Source organism: Citrobacter sp. CK188 (assembly GCF_030333525.1).
In the GTDB taxonomy this organism is placed as follows: domain Bacteria; phylum Pseudomonadota; class Gammaproteobacteria; order Enterobacterales; family Enterobacteriaceae; genus Citrobacter_B; species Citrobacter_B koseri.
Map to the genome: position 1 here is coordinate 102,393 of NZ_JAOWFU010000029.1, position 15,823 is coordinate 118,215.

Genomic DNA, 15,823 nt, shown 5'->3' on the forward strand with positions numbered 1-15,823 from the left:
TAAGAGCGCCAGAAAAAGAAGGTTTCCTGATGGTGGAACAGCGTCGTTTGGCAAGTACTGAATGGGTGGATATTGTGAATGAAGAGAACGAAGTCATTGCGCAATCCAGCCGGGAGCAAATGCGAGCGCAGCGCTTACGTCATCGTGCAACGTATATCGTCGTGCATGATGGTATGGGCAAAATTCTGGTTCAACGCCGTACTGAGACAAAAGACTTTTTGCCCGGCATGTTAGATGCCACCGCAGGTGGGGTGGTGCAGGCCGATGAGCAACTGCTGGAGTCTGCACGACGTGAAGCGGAAGAAGAACTGGGTATCGCAGGCGTGCCGTTTGCTGAGCACGGTCAGTTCTATTTTGAAGATGATAATTGCCGTGTCTGGGGCGGATTATTTAGCTGCGTTTCTCATGGGCCATTCGCGCTTCAGGAAGAAGAGATCAGCGAAGTCTGCTGGCTGACGCCGGAAGAAATTACGGCGCGTTGCGATGAATTCACCCCGGACTCATTGAAAGCGCTGGCGTTGTGGATGACCCGCAATGCCAACAATGAATCGGCAAAGCAAGAGAAGCAAGAAGAGACGGAATAAGGTCTCTAACAGCTATCCCGCAGGCATAAACTGGAGGCGATCTGTTTCCGATCGCTCCAGTTGCCATCCTTCAGACGTTCCAGCAGCGCGCGTCCGGCTTCAAGGCCTATCTTACGATGCGGTACGGCCATTGTCGTTAACGGCGGCTGACAAACCCGGCTCACATCGCTGTCGCCGAATCCTACCACCGCCAGATCGTCAGGGACTTTGATCCGTCTGCGCTGACACTCATATAATGCACCGCAAGCCAGCTCATCGGATACGCACACCAGCGCGTCCAGCTCGGGCCACGCCAGAATAAATTCGGGAAGCTGCGAGGCGCCGGTGGAAAAGTTTGGCGGCAGGGCGGCGTTAATCACGCGATTGGGCGACATATGGTGGCGCAACATCGCCTTGTACCAGCCCTGCAAATGCTGTTGAAAGATCCACTGCTCCTGATTGGCGCAAAGCAGGCCAATATTCTGATAACCGCGCTGAATGAGCATTTCGGTCAGTTCGTACATTGCCGCGACGTTATCAATACCGATATTCATATCAATCGGATCGGTACGAATGGCGCCAATTTCCATCACCGGAATCGACGCGTTTTTTAACCAGTGACGCACCGTGTCGCTGTGCTCGACGCTGAGTAAGATGGCGGCGGCGATGTTGGAGGCCAGCAGCGTCTCCAGCAGTTTCTCTTCCTGTTCGAGATGGTGGAGGGACTCCGCCAGCATAATCTGGTATCCCGCAGGCTGTAAAACTTGCTGAAGTCCGGCAAACATTTCTGAACAACCGGCTTCCGTGAGGTTCGGGACGACCATCGCGATGGTTCGTGACGAGGCGGAAGCCAGCGCGCTTGCGGCAAGATTGGGCATATAACCGAGTTCATTTACTGCGGCTTCGATTTTTTCCCGGAGTTTATCGGAAACTTGCTCAGGCGTGCGTAACGCACGGGACACGGTCATGGTGCCGACACCGGCAAGCTGAGCAACATCGGCGATGGTCACCTTACCAGTACTACGCCGTTTTCGAGTTATAGACATACAGATTCCTGCGCAATTACAACGTATTGAGATGTTTTTTTATTGTCATTCATCGCTTCACGGGAATAGCAGTATACGCCTTAAATCCGGTTTAAGGCTGTGATTTCACGCGTTGATTGTATTTTGATAGCGCTATCACATATCTGACTGATAACTTTTGATAGCGCTATCTTTGTGAATATGATCACAGATAAGGTTTCAGCGCTTGAATAAAGTTTGCTCATATCTGGCAATCACGCGAGGAGGACATGTGCTCAATCACTGGCTAACGGATGCAACCATCATGCGGCAGGCGAGGGTGGAAAACTGGCCGCAGGCGCTGGAAATATGTGCCAGACCGCTGCTGGATGCTGGCGTTATCACACCTGAATATGTGACGGCGATTGTTGAGCAGCATCATAAGCTGGGCGCGTATTACGTTCTGGCGCCGGGTCTGGCGATGCCGCATGCGCGACCGGAAGAGGGAGCAAAGGGATTAGGCTTGTCGTTGTTAAAGCTGGAGCAGGGTGTCTCATTTGGGGCGGGCGAGTTCGATCCGGTGGATATCATCGTGATGCTCGCGGCACCCGACAAACACAGCCATATTGAAATGATTTCGGCGCTGGCAGAGTTATTTTCCAGCGATGACGATATGGATAAATTACATCAGGCGAAGTCGCTGGAGGAAATAAAAACAATAATCGCACGTTTCTAATTTAATTACGCATTCCGAATTACCTGACACATTACGCGCCTGCGTGATGCGGGCGTACTCTACTTAAAAGAAGGTGATGATAATGAAAATTATGGCTATTTGCGGTTCTGGCCTGGGCAGTAGTTTTATGGTCGAAATGAATATTAAAAAAGTGCTCAGGAAGCTTGAGATTGATGCCGATGTTGAGCATTCCGACCTCTCCTCGGCGACGCCTGGCGCTGCGGATCTGTTTGTCATGGCGAAAGATATTGCCGCCAGCGCCAGCGTGCCGGAAAGCCAGCTGGTGGTGATTAATAACATTATCGATATTAATGAACTTGAAGCGCAGCTGCGCGCCTGGTTCGCCAAACAATAACCTTATTGCAAGCGAGGCGGATATGTTTATCCTTGAAACGCTGAATTTTGTTGTTGATATCTTAAAAGTGCCCTCGGTGCTGGTGGGGTTAATTGCCTTAATTGGCCTTGTCGCGCAGAAAAAAGCGTTTTCCGACGTGGTGAAAGGCACGATTAAAACTATTTTAGGTTTTATTGTACTGGGCGGCGGCGCAACGGTACTGGTCGGGTCTTTAAATCCACTCGGCGGAATGTTTGAACATGCATTTAATATCCAGGGGATTATTCCAAATAACGAAGCGATTGTTTCCATTGCGCTGGAAAAATACGGGGCGTCTACGGCGCTGATCATGGCCTTTGGCATGGTGGCGAATATTGTGGTCGCCCGTTTTACCCGTCTGAAATACATCTTTCTGACAGGACACCATACGTTTTATATGGCCTGTATGATCGGCGTAATCCTGACGGTTGCCGGTTTTGACGGCGTTGGTCTCGTCTTTACCGGATCGCTGATTCTGGGGCTGGTGATGGCCTTTTTCCCGGCGCTGGCGCAGCGCTATATGAAGCGTATCACCGGCACTGATGATATCGCGTTTGGTCACTTCGGCACGCTGGGTTATGTGCTGTCCGGCTGGATCGGCAGCCTTTGCGGTAAAGGTTCCCGCTCTACCGAAGAGATGAACCTGCCTAAAAACTTAAGCTTCCTGCGCGACAGTTCGATCTCTATCTCTCTGACCATGATGATTATCTATCTGATCATGGCGGTGAGCGCGGGGCGTGAATATGTCGAGAGCACCTTCAGCGGCGGTCAGAACTACCTGGTCTACGCCATCATTATGGCGATCACCTTTGCGGCGGGTGTGTTCATCATCCTACAGGGCGTACGTCTGATTCTGGCGGAAATCGTACCGGCCTTTACCGGATTCTCAGAAAAACTGGTGCCGAACGCCCGCCCGGCGCTGGACTGCCCGGTCGTCTATCCGTATGCGCCTAACGCGGTGCTGATTGGCTTCCTGTTTAGCTTCCTCGGTGGCCTGGTCGGTCTGTTCCTGCTCGGACAGATGAAGCTGGTGCTGATCCTGCCGGGCGTGGTGCCGCACTTCTTTACCGGTGCGACGGCTGGCGTATTTGGTAACGCCACCGGCGGGCGTCGCGGCGCGATGATCGGCGCATTTGCCAACGGTCTGTTGATCACTTTCCTGCCCGTTCTGCTGCTGCCCGTGCTGGGGGCGATCGGCTTTGCGAATACGACCTTCTCAGACGCTGATTTCGGCGCAGTGGGGATTGTGCTGGGCAATCTGGCGCGCTACCTGTCGCCGCTTGCCATCACAGGGCTTGTTGTAGCGTTGTTCGTGCTGCTGGTGGCGTACAACGTGTTTGCGAAAAACAAATCTGCGGGGGGTAACACGCAGGAGAATACCGGAGCCAAATTATGAATGTGAATGAAGTTACTCAACTGGCGCGCGATATTCGCGTTGCCACTCTTAAGTCATTGACGCAGCTTGGCTTTGGCCACTACGGTGGCAGCATGTCGGTAGTGGAGACGCTGGCGGTGCTGTACGGCGCGGTGATGAAGATTGACCCGGCCGACCCTGACTGGCCGGAGCGCGATTACTTTGTGCTGTCTAAAGGTCATGCTGGCCCGGCGCTCTACAGCACGCTGGCGATTAAAGGTTACTTTCCGACAGAAGAACTGAACACGCTTAACCAGAACGGCACCCGTCTGCCGAGCCATCCAGACAGGTTAAAAACGCGCGGCGTGGATGCGACGACCGGTTCATTGGGGCAGGGGATCTCGATTGCCGGGGGGATGGCGCTGTCGCACAAACTTGCCGGGCGCCCGAATCGGGTATTTTGTATCGTCGGCGACGGCGAGCTGAACGAAGGGCAGTGCTGGGAAGCGTTTCAGTTTATCGCCCATCATCGCCTGAACAACCTGACGGTGTTTATCGACTGGAACAAGCAGCAACTGGACGGCGAACTGGATGAGATTATTTGCCCGTTCGATCTGGAAGGGAAATTCCGCGCTTTCGGTTTTGATGTTGTCACCGTGAAAGGCGATGACATTGCCCGGCTGCTGGAGGTCGTTCAGCCGGTTCCGGCGGCGGATGCCCGTCCACGCGTGGTGATCCTCGACAGTATTAAAGGACAGGGCGTGCCCTACCTGGAGCAATTAAGCAACTCCCATCACCTGCGTCTGACCGATGAGATGAAAAAGGCGCTTAACGAGACGATTCGCCAACTGGAGGCCGCGCATGATTAAGATTGCACCCGCGGGACAAAAAGAGAGCATGGAAATGCGTAAAGTGTACGCCGGATTTGTGGCGGAGCAGATAGAGGCCGGAAGCCAGATTATCGCACTTGAGGCGGATCTCATGAGTTCTATGGCGATGGACGGCGTTGCGAGGGATTATCCTCAGCATGTGATCAACTGCGGCATTATGGAAGCCAATGTGATCGGCACTGCGGCAGGGCTATCGCTCACCGGACGCAAACCGTTTGTCCATACCTTCACCGCCTTTGCCAGCCGTCGCTGTTTTGATCAGCTGTTTATGTCGCTTGATTACCAGCGCAACAACGTCAAGGTGATCGCGTCGGATGCCGGCGTGACTGCCTGCCATAACGGCGGCACCCATATGTCTTTTGAAGATATGGGCATTGTGCGCGGGCTGGCGCATTCGGTCGTGCTGGAAGTGACCGATGCCGTCATGTTTAAGGATATTTTGCGCCAGCTTATCGATCTTGAGGGTTTTTACTGGGTTCGAACCATCCGCAAACAGGCCCCGAGCATTTATGCGCCGGGATCGACGTTCACCATCGGTAAAGGGAATGTTCTGCGTGAAGGCAGCGATATTACGCTGATTGCCAACGGCATTATGGTTGCTGAGGCGCTGGAGGCGGCGCGCCAGCTGGAGCAGGATGGCGTGAACGCGGCGGTTATCGATATGTTTACCCTCAAGCCCATCGACCGCATGCTGGTAAAAAATTACGCGGAGAAAACCGGGCGAATCGTCACCTGTGAGAACCACAGCATTCATAATGGACTTGGGTCGGCCGTGGCTGAAGTGCTGGTTGAAACGTGCCCGGTGCCCATGCGTCGCGTCGGCGTTAAAGAGCGTTATGGTCAGGTCGGAACGAAGGATTTCTTGCAGAAGGAGTATGGTTTGACCGCAGAGGCCATTGTGGAAGCGGCGAAAACGCTGCTGTAATAACGATGTATTGTTGCCGGATGGTGCTACCGCTTATCCGGCCTACAATAACCTGACTCGTAGGCCGGATAAGACGCGCCAGCGTCGCCATCCGGCATTTTTGATCAATGGTATCCCATCAACTGCGCGCCGATAACCACCACGCTGGACATGATAAACAGCAACCCCAGCAGCGTCGCGCCAACCTTCAGCCAGTTGCGAAAATCGACCCGGCACACGCCTAATGTCGCCATTAACGATGCGGACGTTGGATAGATGATGTGACTGAAGCCATCGCCAAACTGGAAGGCCAGTACCGTAACCTGACGGTTTACGCCTACCAGATCGCCTAACGGAGCCAGAAGCGGCATCGTTAACGCTGCCTGACCGGAACCGGAGGTAACAAAGAAATTGAATACGGCCTGAAACAGCAGCATAAACCATGCGGCGACAGCGTTGTTCAGACCGCTAATACCGTGAGCAATACTGTTCAACAGGGTATTTAACACGCTGGCGTCGCCCGCCTCGCCGTTGCCCACGAGCAATAAAATACCTTTGGCGAAGCCGACCAGCAGGGCCGGGGCAATCATCATTCTGGCGCCTTCGGTGAACGAGGAGGCCATGATGTTCACTGTCATACCGTTGAGGCGGAAAATAACCCCAATGATGCCGATGACCACGCCCATCGTGAAGAACTGGCTGGCAATCTCAGGAATAAACCACGCGTGAACAATCACTCCCCAGATAACCCAAATCATCACTCCGGTCAGCACAATCAGCACCAGCCAGTCGCCTGCGGTGAAAGGACGTTGGGCGATTTCGTCCTGCTTCTCACGAAAATAGCGATCGGATTCATGGACGCGCGACAGATGGGGATTCTTTTTCACCCGCGCGGCATAGGTCAGGGTAAAAAGAAGACCAATCAGCGTGGAAACGAACCACACAACAATGCGCAAGCCTGAGCCGGAAAGGACCGGTACGCCCGCAATCCCCTGCGCGACCACGACGCAAAAGGGGTTCATCCATGAACTGGCAAAACCAATCTGGGTGGCGATATAGGTGACCAGTACGGTGGTAATGCTGTCATAGCCCAGGCGCACCATCAGCGGCGCGATAATAATCGCAAAGGCGACGGCCTCTTCCCCCATACCAAAAACCGCGCCGCCCAGTGAGAAGAGGATGAACAGCACCGGGATAAACAGCACCTCATTGCCGCGCGTATGGCGTATCAGCGCCAGAATACCGTTATCAATGGTGCCTGTACGCATGACGATGCCGAACGCGCCGCCGATCACCAGCATAAACATGATGATGCCGACAGCCGTGCCGAATTTAGAACCGGAGGTTAATCCTTCGAACGGGAAATTCATTAAGCCGGGTCTTTCATCGCCGGTTGTAAAGAGCTGGACGCGGTGATACTGCGCTTCACCGGCTTCGTTGGTGAGAATACGAAAAGAGTGGGGATCGACCACTTTGCGGGTTTTCGTCTGCCCGTCAACCTGATACTGCACCTCCTGGCTGTCGAACATTCCGACGGGAACAACCCAGGTGGCAAGACTGGTCAGAATGGCGACGAAAAAAATAATCACCAGCGTATCGGGCATCGCCCATTTTTTGGCAGGCCGCGATTGTGATTCTGTTACTGCGGACATAACACACTATCCCTGTTGCAAGGCAAAGAGATAATTATGCGAACAGAGGAATAGTTATTCATTGATACAGCGCAGCTAAGCGGGAAAATCGGATTTCGTTCATGCCGGTTCGGCGGGCATAAAAAATCTGGAAATAATCGCTATTTCCAGACCTTAGATATGAAGTGCTGGCCGGATAAGGACGCCTTAGCGTCGCTATCCGGCACACAAAGCAGATTACTGCTGTTGCTGTGAAGACTGAATCGCGGTCAGGGCGATGGTGTAGACGATATCATCTACCAGCGCGCCACGGGACAGGTCGTTCACCGGTTTGCGCATACCCTGTAGCATCGGCCCGATGGAGATCAGGTCGGCAGAACGCTGTACCGCTTTGTAGGTGGTGTTACCGGTGTTCAGATCCGGGAAGATGAACACGGTCGCGCGACCTGCAACCGGAGAGTTCGGCGCTTTGGATTTCGCAACATCAGCCATGACTGCGGCGTCGTATTGCAGCGGGCCGTCGATCATCAGGTCAGGACGTTTTTCCTGCGCCAGACGGGTCGCTTCACGCACTTTCTCTACGTCGCTGCCTGCGCCAGAGGTGCCGGTGGAGTAGGAGAGCATCGCAACGCGCGGTTCGATGCCGAAGGCAATTGCGGATTCCGCAGACTGGATGGCGATTTCAGCCAGCTGTTCTGCCGTCGGGTCCGGGTTGATCGCGCAGTCGCCGTAAACATAGACCTGTTCTGGCAGCAGCATGAAGAACACGGAAGAGACCAGAGAGCTGCCCGGCGCTGTTTTGATCAGCTGTAGCGGCGGACGAATGGTGTTTGCCGTGGTGTGAACCGCACCGGAAACCAGACCGTCAACTTCATCCTGTTCCAGCATCAGCGTACCGAGAACCACGTTGTCTTCCAGCTGTTCGCGGGCGACGGTTTCGGTCATGCCTTTGCTCTTACGCAGCTCAACCAGACGAGCGACATAGCTTTCGCGAACCACTTCCGGGTCGACGATTTCAATGCCTGCGCCCAGTTCTACGCCCTGAGAGGCGGCAACGCGGTTGATCTCTTCCGGGTTACCCAGCAGGACGCAAGTCGCGATGCCACGTTCAGCACAGATGGCTGCCGCTTTAACGGTACGCGGTTCGTCGCCTTCCGGCAGAACGACGCGTTTACCGGCTTTACGCGCCAGCTCGGTCAGCTGGTAGCGGAATGCAGGCGGAGACAGACGACGGCTGCGCTCAGAGGTCGCGGTCAGGGATTCAATCCAGTCAGCGTTGATGTAGTTAGCAACGTATTCCTGAACTTTTTCGATACGCTCATGGTCATCAACCGGAACTTCCAGGTTGAAGCTCTGTAGGCTCAGAGAGGTCTGCCAGGTGTTGGTATTCACCATGAATACCGGCAGGCCGGTTGCGAAAGCACGTTCGCACAGTTTAGAGATGCGCGCGTCCATTTCGTAGCCGCCGGTCAGCAGCAGAGCGCCGATTTCCACGCCGTTCATTGCCGCCAGGCAAGCCGCAACCAGTACGTCAGGACGGTCAGCAGAAGTCACCAGCAGAGAACCCGCACGGAAGTGCTCCAGCATGTGCGGAATGCTGCGCGCGCAGAACGTGACAGACTTCACGCGACGGGTGTTGATATCGCCTTCGTTCACAACGGTAGCGTTCAGGTGACGCGCCATGTCAATTGCACGGGTTGCAATCAGATCGAAGCTCCACGGCACCGCGCCCAGAACCGGCAGCGGGCTGGATTCCTGGAGTTTAGCCGGATCGACTTTCACCACTTTCGCTTTGGAAGAGTCGTCGAAAATCTCAGACAGATCCGGGCGGGTACGGCCCTGCTCATCAACCGGTGCGTTCAGTTTGTTAACAATAACGCCGGTGATGTTGGTGTTTTTCGCGCCGCCGAAGCTGCTGCGAGTCAGTTCGATACGCTCATTCAGCTGTTCCGGGGTGTCGGTGCCCTGAGACATCACGAAGACGATTTCCGCATTCAGCGTTTTCGCGATTTCGTAGTTCAGAGACTGAGCGAACTGGTGTTTACGCGTCGGAACCAGGCCTTCAACCAGCACCACTTCCGCATCTTTGGTGTTCGCGTGATAGTTCGCGATGATCTCTTCCATCAGCACATCTTTCTGATTGCTGGACAGCAGAGATTCAACGTGGCTCATCTTCAGCGGTTCAGCCGCCGGGACAGACGAGTTTGCACGAACGATAGCGGTAGTCTGGTCTGGCGCATTGCCACCCGCGCGCGGTTGGGCGATTGGCTTAAAGACGCTCAGACGAACGCCTTTGCGTTCCATAGCACGGATGACGCCAAGGCTGACGCTGGTCAGGCCGACGCTGGTTCCGGTAGGGATCAGCATAATAATACGGGACACGGTTTATCCTCTTTCGTTACCGCCGGTTTCAGGCGGGTTACAAAACAGCACCGCCAGCTAGGCTGGCGGTGTAAAATCAGGCAGTCAGACGGCTCGCGTCTTGCGCGATAACCAGTTCTTCGTTGGTTGGGATAACCACCGCAGGACGGGTACCTTCTTTGTTGATGAAACCAGATTTGCCGAAACGGGCAGCCAGGTTACGTTCGTGATCGACTTCAAAGCCCAGCACGCCCAGTTTGCCCAGAGACAGCTCACGCACCATCGCCGCGTTTTCACCGATACCGCCAGTGAAGACCACTGCGTCCAGACGACCTTCCATCAGCGCGGTGTAAGAGCCGATGTATTTCGCCAGACGGTGGCAGTATACGTCCATCGCACGTTTCGCATCTTCTTTAGCGGTGTAGTTGTCTTCAACATAACGGCAGTCGCTGGTGACTTCGGTCAGACCCAACAGACCTGATTCTTTGGTCAGCATTTTGTTGATCTGATCGATGTTCATGCCCAGGTTGTCATGCAGGAAGAAGATGATTGCCGGGTCGATGTCACCGGTACGGGTGCCCATCACCAGACCTTCCAGCGGGGTCAGACCCATAGAGGTGTCAACGCACTGGCCGTTGCGGATTGCAGAAACGGAACCACCGTTGCCCAGATGGCAGGTGATGATGTTCAGTTCTTCAACCGGCTTGTTCAGCATTTTTGCGGCTTCCTGAGTCACATAGTAGTGGCTGGTGCCGTGGAAACCGTAACGACGTACGCCGTGTTCTTTGTACAGGCTGTACGGCAGGGCATACAGGTAAGACTCTTCCGGCATGGTCTGATGGAACGCGGTGTCGAACACTGCAACGTTCTTTTCTTTCAGTTCCGGGAAGGATTTCAGCGCTTCAGTAATCCCGATCAGGTGAGCCGGGTTGTGCAGCGGAGCGAACGGCGCAGCGTCTTTGATGCCCTGGATAACGGAGTCATCAATGACCACGGAGCTGGTATACTTCTCGCCGCCGTGTACGATACGGTGACCAATTGCGGTCAACTGCGCAGACAGTTCTGGTTTTTGTGCCAGAATAGTATTAACAATAAAGTTCAGCGCTTCACTGTGAGCGGCGCCTGCACCTAAAGCCGCTTCTTGTTTATTGCCGTCCATTTTCCATTTGATACGTGCTTCAGGAAGATGGAAACATTCGGCTAAACCAGAAAGGTATTCTTCACCGTTCGCTGCATCGATGATTGCAAATTTCAGTGAGGAGCTACCGCAGTTCAGAACCAGTACTAACTTACTCGACATGGAAGTACCTATTTATGATACGTGGCTAAAAAAACGTCAGTGAGCCATAGAGCGTAACGCATGATGACGCTGACGTTTATGATTAACATCATGCGCAATAATCTTTTTCGGCATGATGGAAGAAATACCTTTGAGTCTATGCCATTTTGCGTATTTTTCAGCCAATGGCATACTATATGTAAATTTGACGACTCAATGATTTTGGACTACTGGCCTTAGAGGCCGACACAGGATACCTGATAGTGGGTATCAATGACAAAATGTTTTGAACGATGTCCCTTGCAGTTGTTGTTTTGCACAAATTTTTGAATTTTTATATGTGAAGTTGAGGTAAAGCCATGTCGACACCGGATAATCGCTCCGTGAATTTTTTTAGTTTGTTTCGCCGGGGGCAGCACTACGCAAAGACGTGGCCGATGGAAAAGCGCCTTGCGCCGGTCTTTGTTGAGAACCGCGTGATTCGTATGACGCGTTACGCCATTCGCTTTATGCCGCCGATCGCGGTGTTTACGCTGTGCTGGCAAATCGCGCTGGGCGGTCAGTTAGGCCCGGCGGTTGCCACAGCCCTGTTTGCGCTCAGTTTACCGATGCAAGGCATGTGGTGGCTGGGAAAACGCTCCGTTACGCCACTCCCGCCTTCCATCCTGAACTGGTTCTATGAGGTTCGGGGAAAATTGCAGGAAGCCGGGCAGGCGTTGTCGCCAGTAGAGGGCAAGCCGGATTACCAGGCATTAGCTGACACGCTTAAGCGCGCCTTCAAACAACTGGATAAAACTTTCCTTGATGATTTGTAATTGACCCCTGATTACGCATATAAAAGAAGGCATACCAATGCCTTCTTTTTTTGACCGCAGTAGAGTGATACAGGAGTCCCAAAATGGAAATGACCAACGCTCAACGTCTGATTTTGTCTAACCAGTACAAAATGATGACCATGCTCGACCCGACCAACGCCGAGCGTTATCGCCGTCTGCAAACGATCATTGAACGCGGCTACGGCTTGCAGATGCGTGAGCTGGATCGTGAGTTTGGCGAACTGAAGGAAGAAACCTGCCGCACGATTATCGATATCATGGAGATGTATCACGCCTTACATGTGTCCTGGACTAACCTGAAAGACGCGCAGACCATTGACGAGCGTCGCGTGACGTTCCTCGGGTTTGATGCCGCAACCGAAGCGCGTTATCTGGGCTACGTTCGCTTTATGGTGAACGTGGAAGGGCGCTATACCCACTTTGATGCCGGTACGCATGGCTTTAATGCCCAGACGCCGATGTGGGAAAAATACCAGCGTATGCTGAATGTCTGGCACTCCTGCCCGCGCCAGTATCACCTGAGCTCGAACGAAATTAATCAGATTATCAATGCCTGAGGGGGTGAGCGTGCAGTGCAAAGGCTTTCTGTTTGATCTGGATGGAACGTTGGTTGACTCCTTACCCGTTGTAGAGCGGACATGGTGCAACTGGGCCGATCGTTTTGGCCTCACGCATGATGAAGTGCTGAGCTTTATTCATGGCAAGCAGGCTATCACTTCTCTGCGACACTTCATGGCGGGAAAGCCGGAAGAGGAGATCGCCGCAGAGTTTACCCGTCTGGAACAGATAGAAGCGACGGATACGGCAGGGATTGTGGCGTTGCCGGGCGCGGTCGAATTGCTGGATCATCTCAATAAAGCCGGTATCCCCTGGGCTATCGTTACTTCAGGCTCGATGCCGGTTGCGCGGGCGCGCCATCAGGCGGCCGGCCTTCCTGCGCCAGAGGTGTTTGTTACTGCTGAGCGCGTGAAGCGCGGCAAACCGGAACCGGATGCCTATCTGCTGGGCGCTCAACTGCTCGGCCTCTCGCCGCAGGAATGCGCGGTGGTGGAAGACGCGCCTGCCGGGATTCTCTCCGGGCTGGCCGCCGGGTGTCATGTCATTGCGGTCAATGCGCCTGAGGACACGCCCCGCATTGCGGACGTCGATTTTGCCCTGAGCAGCCTTGAGCACATTTCCGTGACCAAACAGCCCAACGGAAACGTGGTCGTTCTTAGAAATACCTGAACATGATTTAGCCCCGCATTGTTGGGGCTTTTTTATGGCAGAATCAGTCCATCCCTCTCATTTAACAAGGATATGTTGTGAACGGTGAATTGATATGGGTTCTCTCCTTACTGGCGATTGCCGTTATCTTGTTTGCGACGGGCAAAGTGCGCATGGACGCGATTGCTTTGCTGGTCATTGTCGCCTTTGTTCTGAGTGGAACATTGAGCATCTCAGAGGCCTTTTCCGGCTTCAGCGATCCTAACGTTGTTCTGATTGCCGCCTTGTTCATTATCGGCGACGGTCTGGTGCGTACCGGCGTCGCGACGGTCATGGGCGCCTGGCTGGTGAAAATGGCCGGTAGCAGCGAAGTCAAAATGCTGGTGCTGTTGATGATCACCGTCGCCGGGCTTGGCGCGTTTATGAGTTCAACCGGCGTGGTCGCGATTTTCATCCCGGTGGTGTTAAGCGTTTCTATGCGTATGCAGACCTCGCCTTCACGCCTGATGATGCCGCTCAGTTTTGCCGGTCTTATCAGCGGCATGATGACGCTGGTGGCGACGCCGCCCAACCTGGTGGTGAACAGTGAACTGCTGCGCGAAGGGCTGCACGGTTTTAGCTTCTTTAGCGTCACGCCGATTGGGCTGGTGGTGCTGTTCCTCGGCATTATCTACATGCTGGTGATGCGCTTTATGTTGAAAGGGGATGATGCGTCGCAGCAGCGTGATGGCTGGAAGCGTTGCGCCTTTCGCGATTTAATCAAAGAGTACCGTCTGACCGGTCGCGCTCGTCGGCTTGCCATTCGCCCGGGTTCGCCGATGGTCGGCCAGCGTCTGGATGACCTCAAGCTGCGTGAGCGCTATGGCGCGAACGTGATCGGCGTTGAACGCTGGCGGCGCTTTCGGCGCGTTATTGTTAACGTCAATGGGGTGTCGGAATTTCGCGCCCGCGATGTGTTACTGATCGATATGTCTGCCGCCGAGGTGGATCTCCGGGAATTTTGCAGCGAGCAACTGCTGGAGCCGATGGTTTTACGCGGCGAGTATTTTTCCGATCAGGCGCTGGATGTGGGGATGGCGGAAATCTCCCTGATTCCCGAATCGGAACTGATTGGCAAATCGGTGCGCGAGATCGGTTTTCGTACACGCTATGGCCTGAATGTCGTCGGTCTGAAGCGTGACGGCGTGGCAATCGAAGGGTCGCTTGCGGATGAAGCGCTGTTAATGGGCGACATTATTCTGGTAGTAGGAAACTGGAAGCTGATTGGTCAACTGGCGAAACAGGGCCGTGACTTCGTGGTGCTGAATATGCCTGTGGAAGTGAGCGACGCCTCCCCGGCGCACAGCCAGGCGCCGCATGCGATCTTCTGTCTGGTGCTGATGGTTGCGTTGATGCTGACCGATGAGATCCCTAACCCGATCGCGGCAATCATTGCTTGCCTGCTGATGGGGAAATTCCGCTGTATTGATGCAGAAAGCTCCTACAAAGCGATTCACTGGCCGAGCATTATCCTGATTGTCGGGATGATGCCTTTTGCGCTGGCGTTGCAAAAGACCGGCGGCGTTGATCTGGTCGTTAAAGGATTGATGGATGTCGGCGGCGGTTATGGCCCCTATATGATGCTGGCATGTCTGTTTGTGCTGTGCGCCACCATCGGGCTGTTTATTTCCAATACCGCGACCGCCGTACTGATGGCGCCGATAGCCCTTGCGGCAGCGAAGTCGATGGGGGTGTCACCGTATCCTTTCGCGATGGTGGTGGCAATGGCGGCGTCGGCGGCGTTCATGACGCCGGTCTCCTCGCCGGTAAACACGCTGGTTCTGGGGCCGGGGAACTACAGTTTTAGTGACTTTGTTAAGATCGGGGTGCCGTTTACGATAATCGTTATGGCGGTATGCGTGGTGATGATCCCGGTGCTGTTTCCGTTTTGATTTTTTGCCGGATGGCGCTATTCGCTTATCCGGCCTACAAATGTAGCAGTAGGCCGGATAAGACGTTTACGTCGCCATCCGGCAAAACGATTTATAGCGGCGAATCCTGGCTGATTTCATCCAGCGAGAGGTGAAAACTGGGCACAAACACCGCCATAAAATAGTCCATCTCTTCGCTGCGGCGCGACGCCAGGGTTTTTTCCAGTCGCGTTTTTGCCAGCAGGAATTCATTATTGCCCGCCGATAACTCTTCCAGACACTTCAGATAGGCGCAAAGCGCGTCGGCTTGCTTCACAACCGATTTCTCTTCTTCGCTGTAAGCATGTTCGTCGATCAGCGGTGCAAAAATATCGCGCAGTTCGTCAGGAACCATATCCACCAGTTTTTGTTGGGCAATTTTCTCAATCGCTTTGTATTCCTGCGCGATTTGCGAATTGAAGTATTTCACCGGGGTCGGGAGATCGCCGGTCAACACTTCAGAGGCATCGTGGTACATCGCCAGTAGCGCAATACGCTCGGCATTGACCTGGCCGCCGAATTTGCGATTTTTGATAGCGGCAAGCGCGTGGGCGACCATCGCCACCTGCAAACTGTGTTCGGAGACGTTTTCGGTGCGCACGTTGCGCATCAATGGCCAGCGGTTAATCAGTTTCAGGCGGGAGAGGTGGGCAAAAAAATGGCTCTGCTTCATAGTGACCTTTTCATGATGACAACCTGAGGGTCATTGTGCGCAGAGAAGGCCATCGGATGCAAAT

At 54.0% G+C, this 15,823-nt stretch carries 15 protein-coding genes; 10 read left to right on the top strand and 5 right to left on the bottom strand.

All coding sequences use genetic code 11. From position 1 onward, the window contains the following. The first annotated feature begins 29 nt into the window (after positions 1-29). The gene (yfcD, locus tag OGV67_RS05855) at positions 30-584 is read left to right on the top strand and encodes an NUDIX hydrolase YfcD (protein ID WP_012131470.1); all 555 of its coding nucleotides are present in this window, start codon (positions 30-32) and stop codon (positions 582-584) included. Positions 585-589: 5 nt separating this feature from the next. Here the strand turns inward: yfcD and OGV67_RS05860 are convergent, their stop codons facing one another. Beyond that, positions 590-1,609, bottom strand: coding sequence for a LacI family DNA-binding transcriptional regulator (locus OGV67_RS05860; RefSeq protein WP_012131471.1), 1,020 nt, complete (start codon positions 1,607-1,609; stop codon positions 590-592). Positions 1,610-1,859: 250 nt separating this feature from the next. Here OGV67_RS05860 and OGV67_RS05865 point away from each other — a divergent pair, with 250 nt between their 5' ends. From OGV67_RS05865 to OGV67_RS05885, 5 genes are all read left to right on the top strand, one after another. Then, entirely contained in the window at positions 1,860-2,303 is a 444-nt protein-coding gene (locus OGV67_RS05865) for a PTS sugar transporter subunit IIA (RefSeq protein ID WP_024130154.1), read from the top strand. An 82-nt stretch (positions 2,304-2,385) separates the two neighbouring features. After that, on the top strand, positions 2,386-2,658 hold the full coding sequence (locus OGV67_RS05870) for a PTS sugar transporter subunit IIB (protein WP_024130155.1): 273 nt from the start codon (positions 2,386-2,388) through the stop codon (positions 2,656-2,658). Positions 2,659-2,680: 22 nt separating this feature from the next. Next, the gene (locus tag OGV67_RS05875; RefSeq protein ID WP_012131474.1) at positions 2,681-4,072 is read left to right on the top strand and encodes a PTS ascorbate transporter subunit IIC; all 1,392 of its coding nucleotides are present in this window, start codon (positions 2,681-2,683) and stop codon (positions 4,070-4,072) included. Next, the gene (locus OGV67_RS05880) at positions 4,069-4,899 is read left to right on the top strand and encodes a transketolase (protein ID WP_049008599.1); all 831 of its coding nucleotides are present in this window, start codon (positions 4,069-4,071) and stop codon (positions 4,897-4,899) included. Before OGV67_RS05875 ends, OGV67_RS05880 begins: the two co-directional genes overlap by 4 nt. After that, positions 4,892-5,845, top strand: coding sequence for a transketolase family protein (locus OGV67_RS05885; protein ID WP_115614656.1), 954 nt, complete (start codon positions 4,892-4,894; stop codon positions 5,843-5,845). Before OGV67_RS05880 ends, OGV67_RS05885 begins: the two co-directional genes overlap by 8 nt. Before the next feature lie 104 nt (positions 5,846-5,949). Here OGV67_RS05885 and yfcC read toward each other — a convergent pair whose 3' ends face one another. From yfcC to ackA, 3 genes are all read right to left on the bottom strand, one after another. Next, a complete protein-coding gene (gene yfcC, locus OGV67_RS05890) occupies positions 5,950-7,476 on the bottom strand; it encodes a putative basic amino acid antiporter YfcC (RefSeq protein WP_047462338.1) in 1,527 nt (508 codons plus the stop codon). A gap of 216 nt (positions 7,477-7,692) precedes the next feature. Continuing rightward, a complete protein-coding gene (gene pta, locus OGV67_RS05895) occupies positions 7,693-9,837 on the bottom strand; it encodes a phosphate acetyltransferase (protein WP_024130156.1) in 2,145 nt (714 codons plus the stop codon). A 76-nt stretch (positions 9,838-9,913) separates the two neighbouring features. After that, positions 9,914-11,116: an acetate kinase gene (gene ackA / locus OGV67_RS05900; protein ID WP_012131481.1), complete on the bottom strand. Its 1,203-nt coding sequence runs from the start codon at positions 11,114-11,116 to the stop codon at positions 9,914-9,916. A 338-nt stretch (positions 11,117-11,454) separates the two neighbouring features. Between ackA and yfbV the strand changes: the two genes are divergently transcribed. The 4 genes from yfbV (at position 11,455) to OGV67_RS05920 (ending at position 15,068) form a co-directional block, all read left to right on the top strand. Further along, complete coding sequence (gene yfbV / locus OGV67_RS05905) at positions 11,455-11,910, top strand: terminus macrodomain insulation protein YfbV (RefSeq protein WP_003028087.1); 456 nt, start codon at positions 11,455-11,457, stop codon at positions 11,908-11,910. A gap of 83 nt (positions 11,911-11,993) precedes the next feature. After that, positions 11,994-12,488, top strand: a complete 495-nt coding sequence (locus OGV67_RS05910) for a YfbU family protein (protein WP_012131483.1) — start codon at positions 11,994-11,996, stop codon at positions 12,486-12,488. Further along, entirely contained in the window at positions 12,481-13,158 is a 678-nt protein-coding gene (locus OGV67_RS05915) for a sugar phosphatase (RefSeq protein WP_115609065.1), read from the top strand. The genes OGV67_RS05910 and OGV67_RS05915 overlap by 8 nt, the downstream gene beginning before the upstream one ends. 77 nt (positions 13,159-13,235) lie before the next feature. Continuing rightward, the gene (locus OGV67_RS05920; RefSeq protein WP_286465103.1) at positions 13,236-15,068 is read left to right on the top strand and encodes an SLC13 family permease; all 1,833 of its coding nucleotides are present in this window, start codon (positions 13,236-13,238) and stop codon (positions 15,066-15,068) included. 91 nt (positions 15,069-15,159) lie between these two features. On the opposite strand, the gene yfbR is transcribed toward OGV67_RS05920, so the two are convergent. Then, positions 15,160-15,759, bottom strand: a complete 600-nt coding sequence (gene yfbR / locus OGV67_RS05925) for a 5'-deoxynucleotidase (RefSeq protein ID WP_012131486.1) — start codon at positions 15,757-15,759, stop codon at positions 15,160-15,162. Positions 15,760-15,823 lie beyond the last annotated feature (64 nt).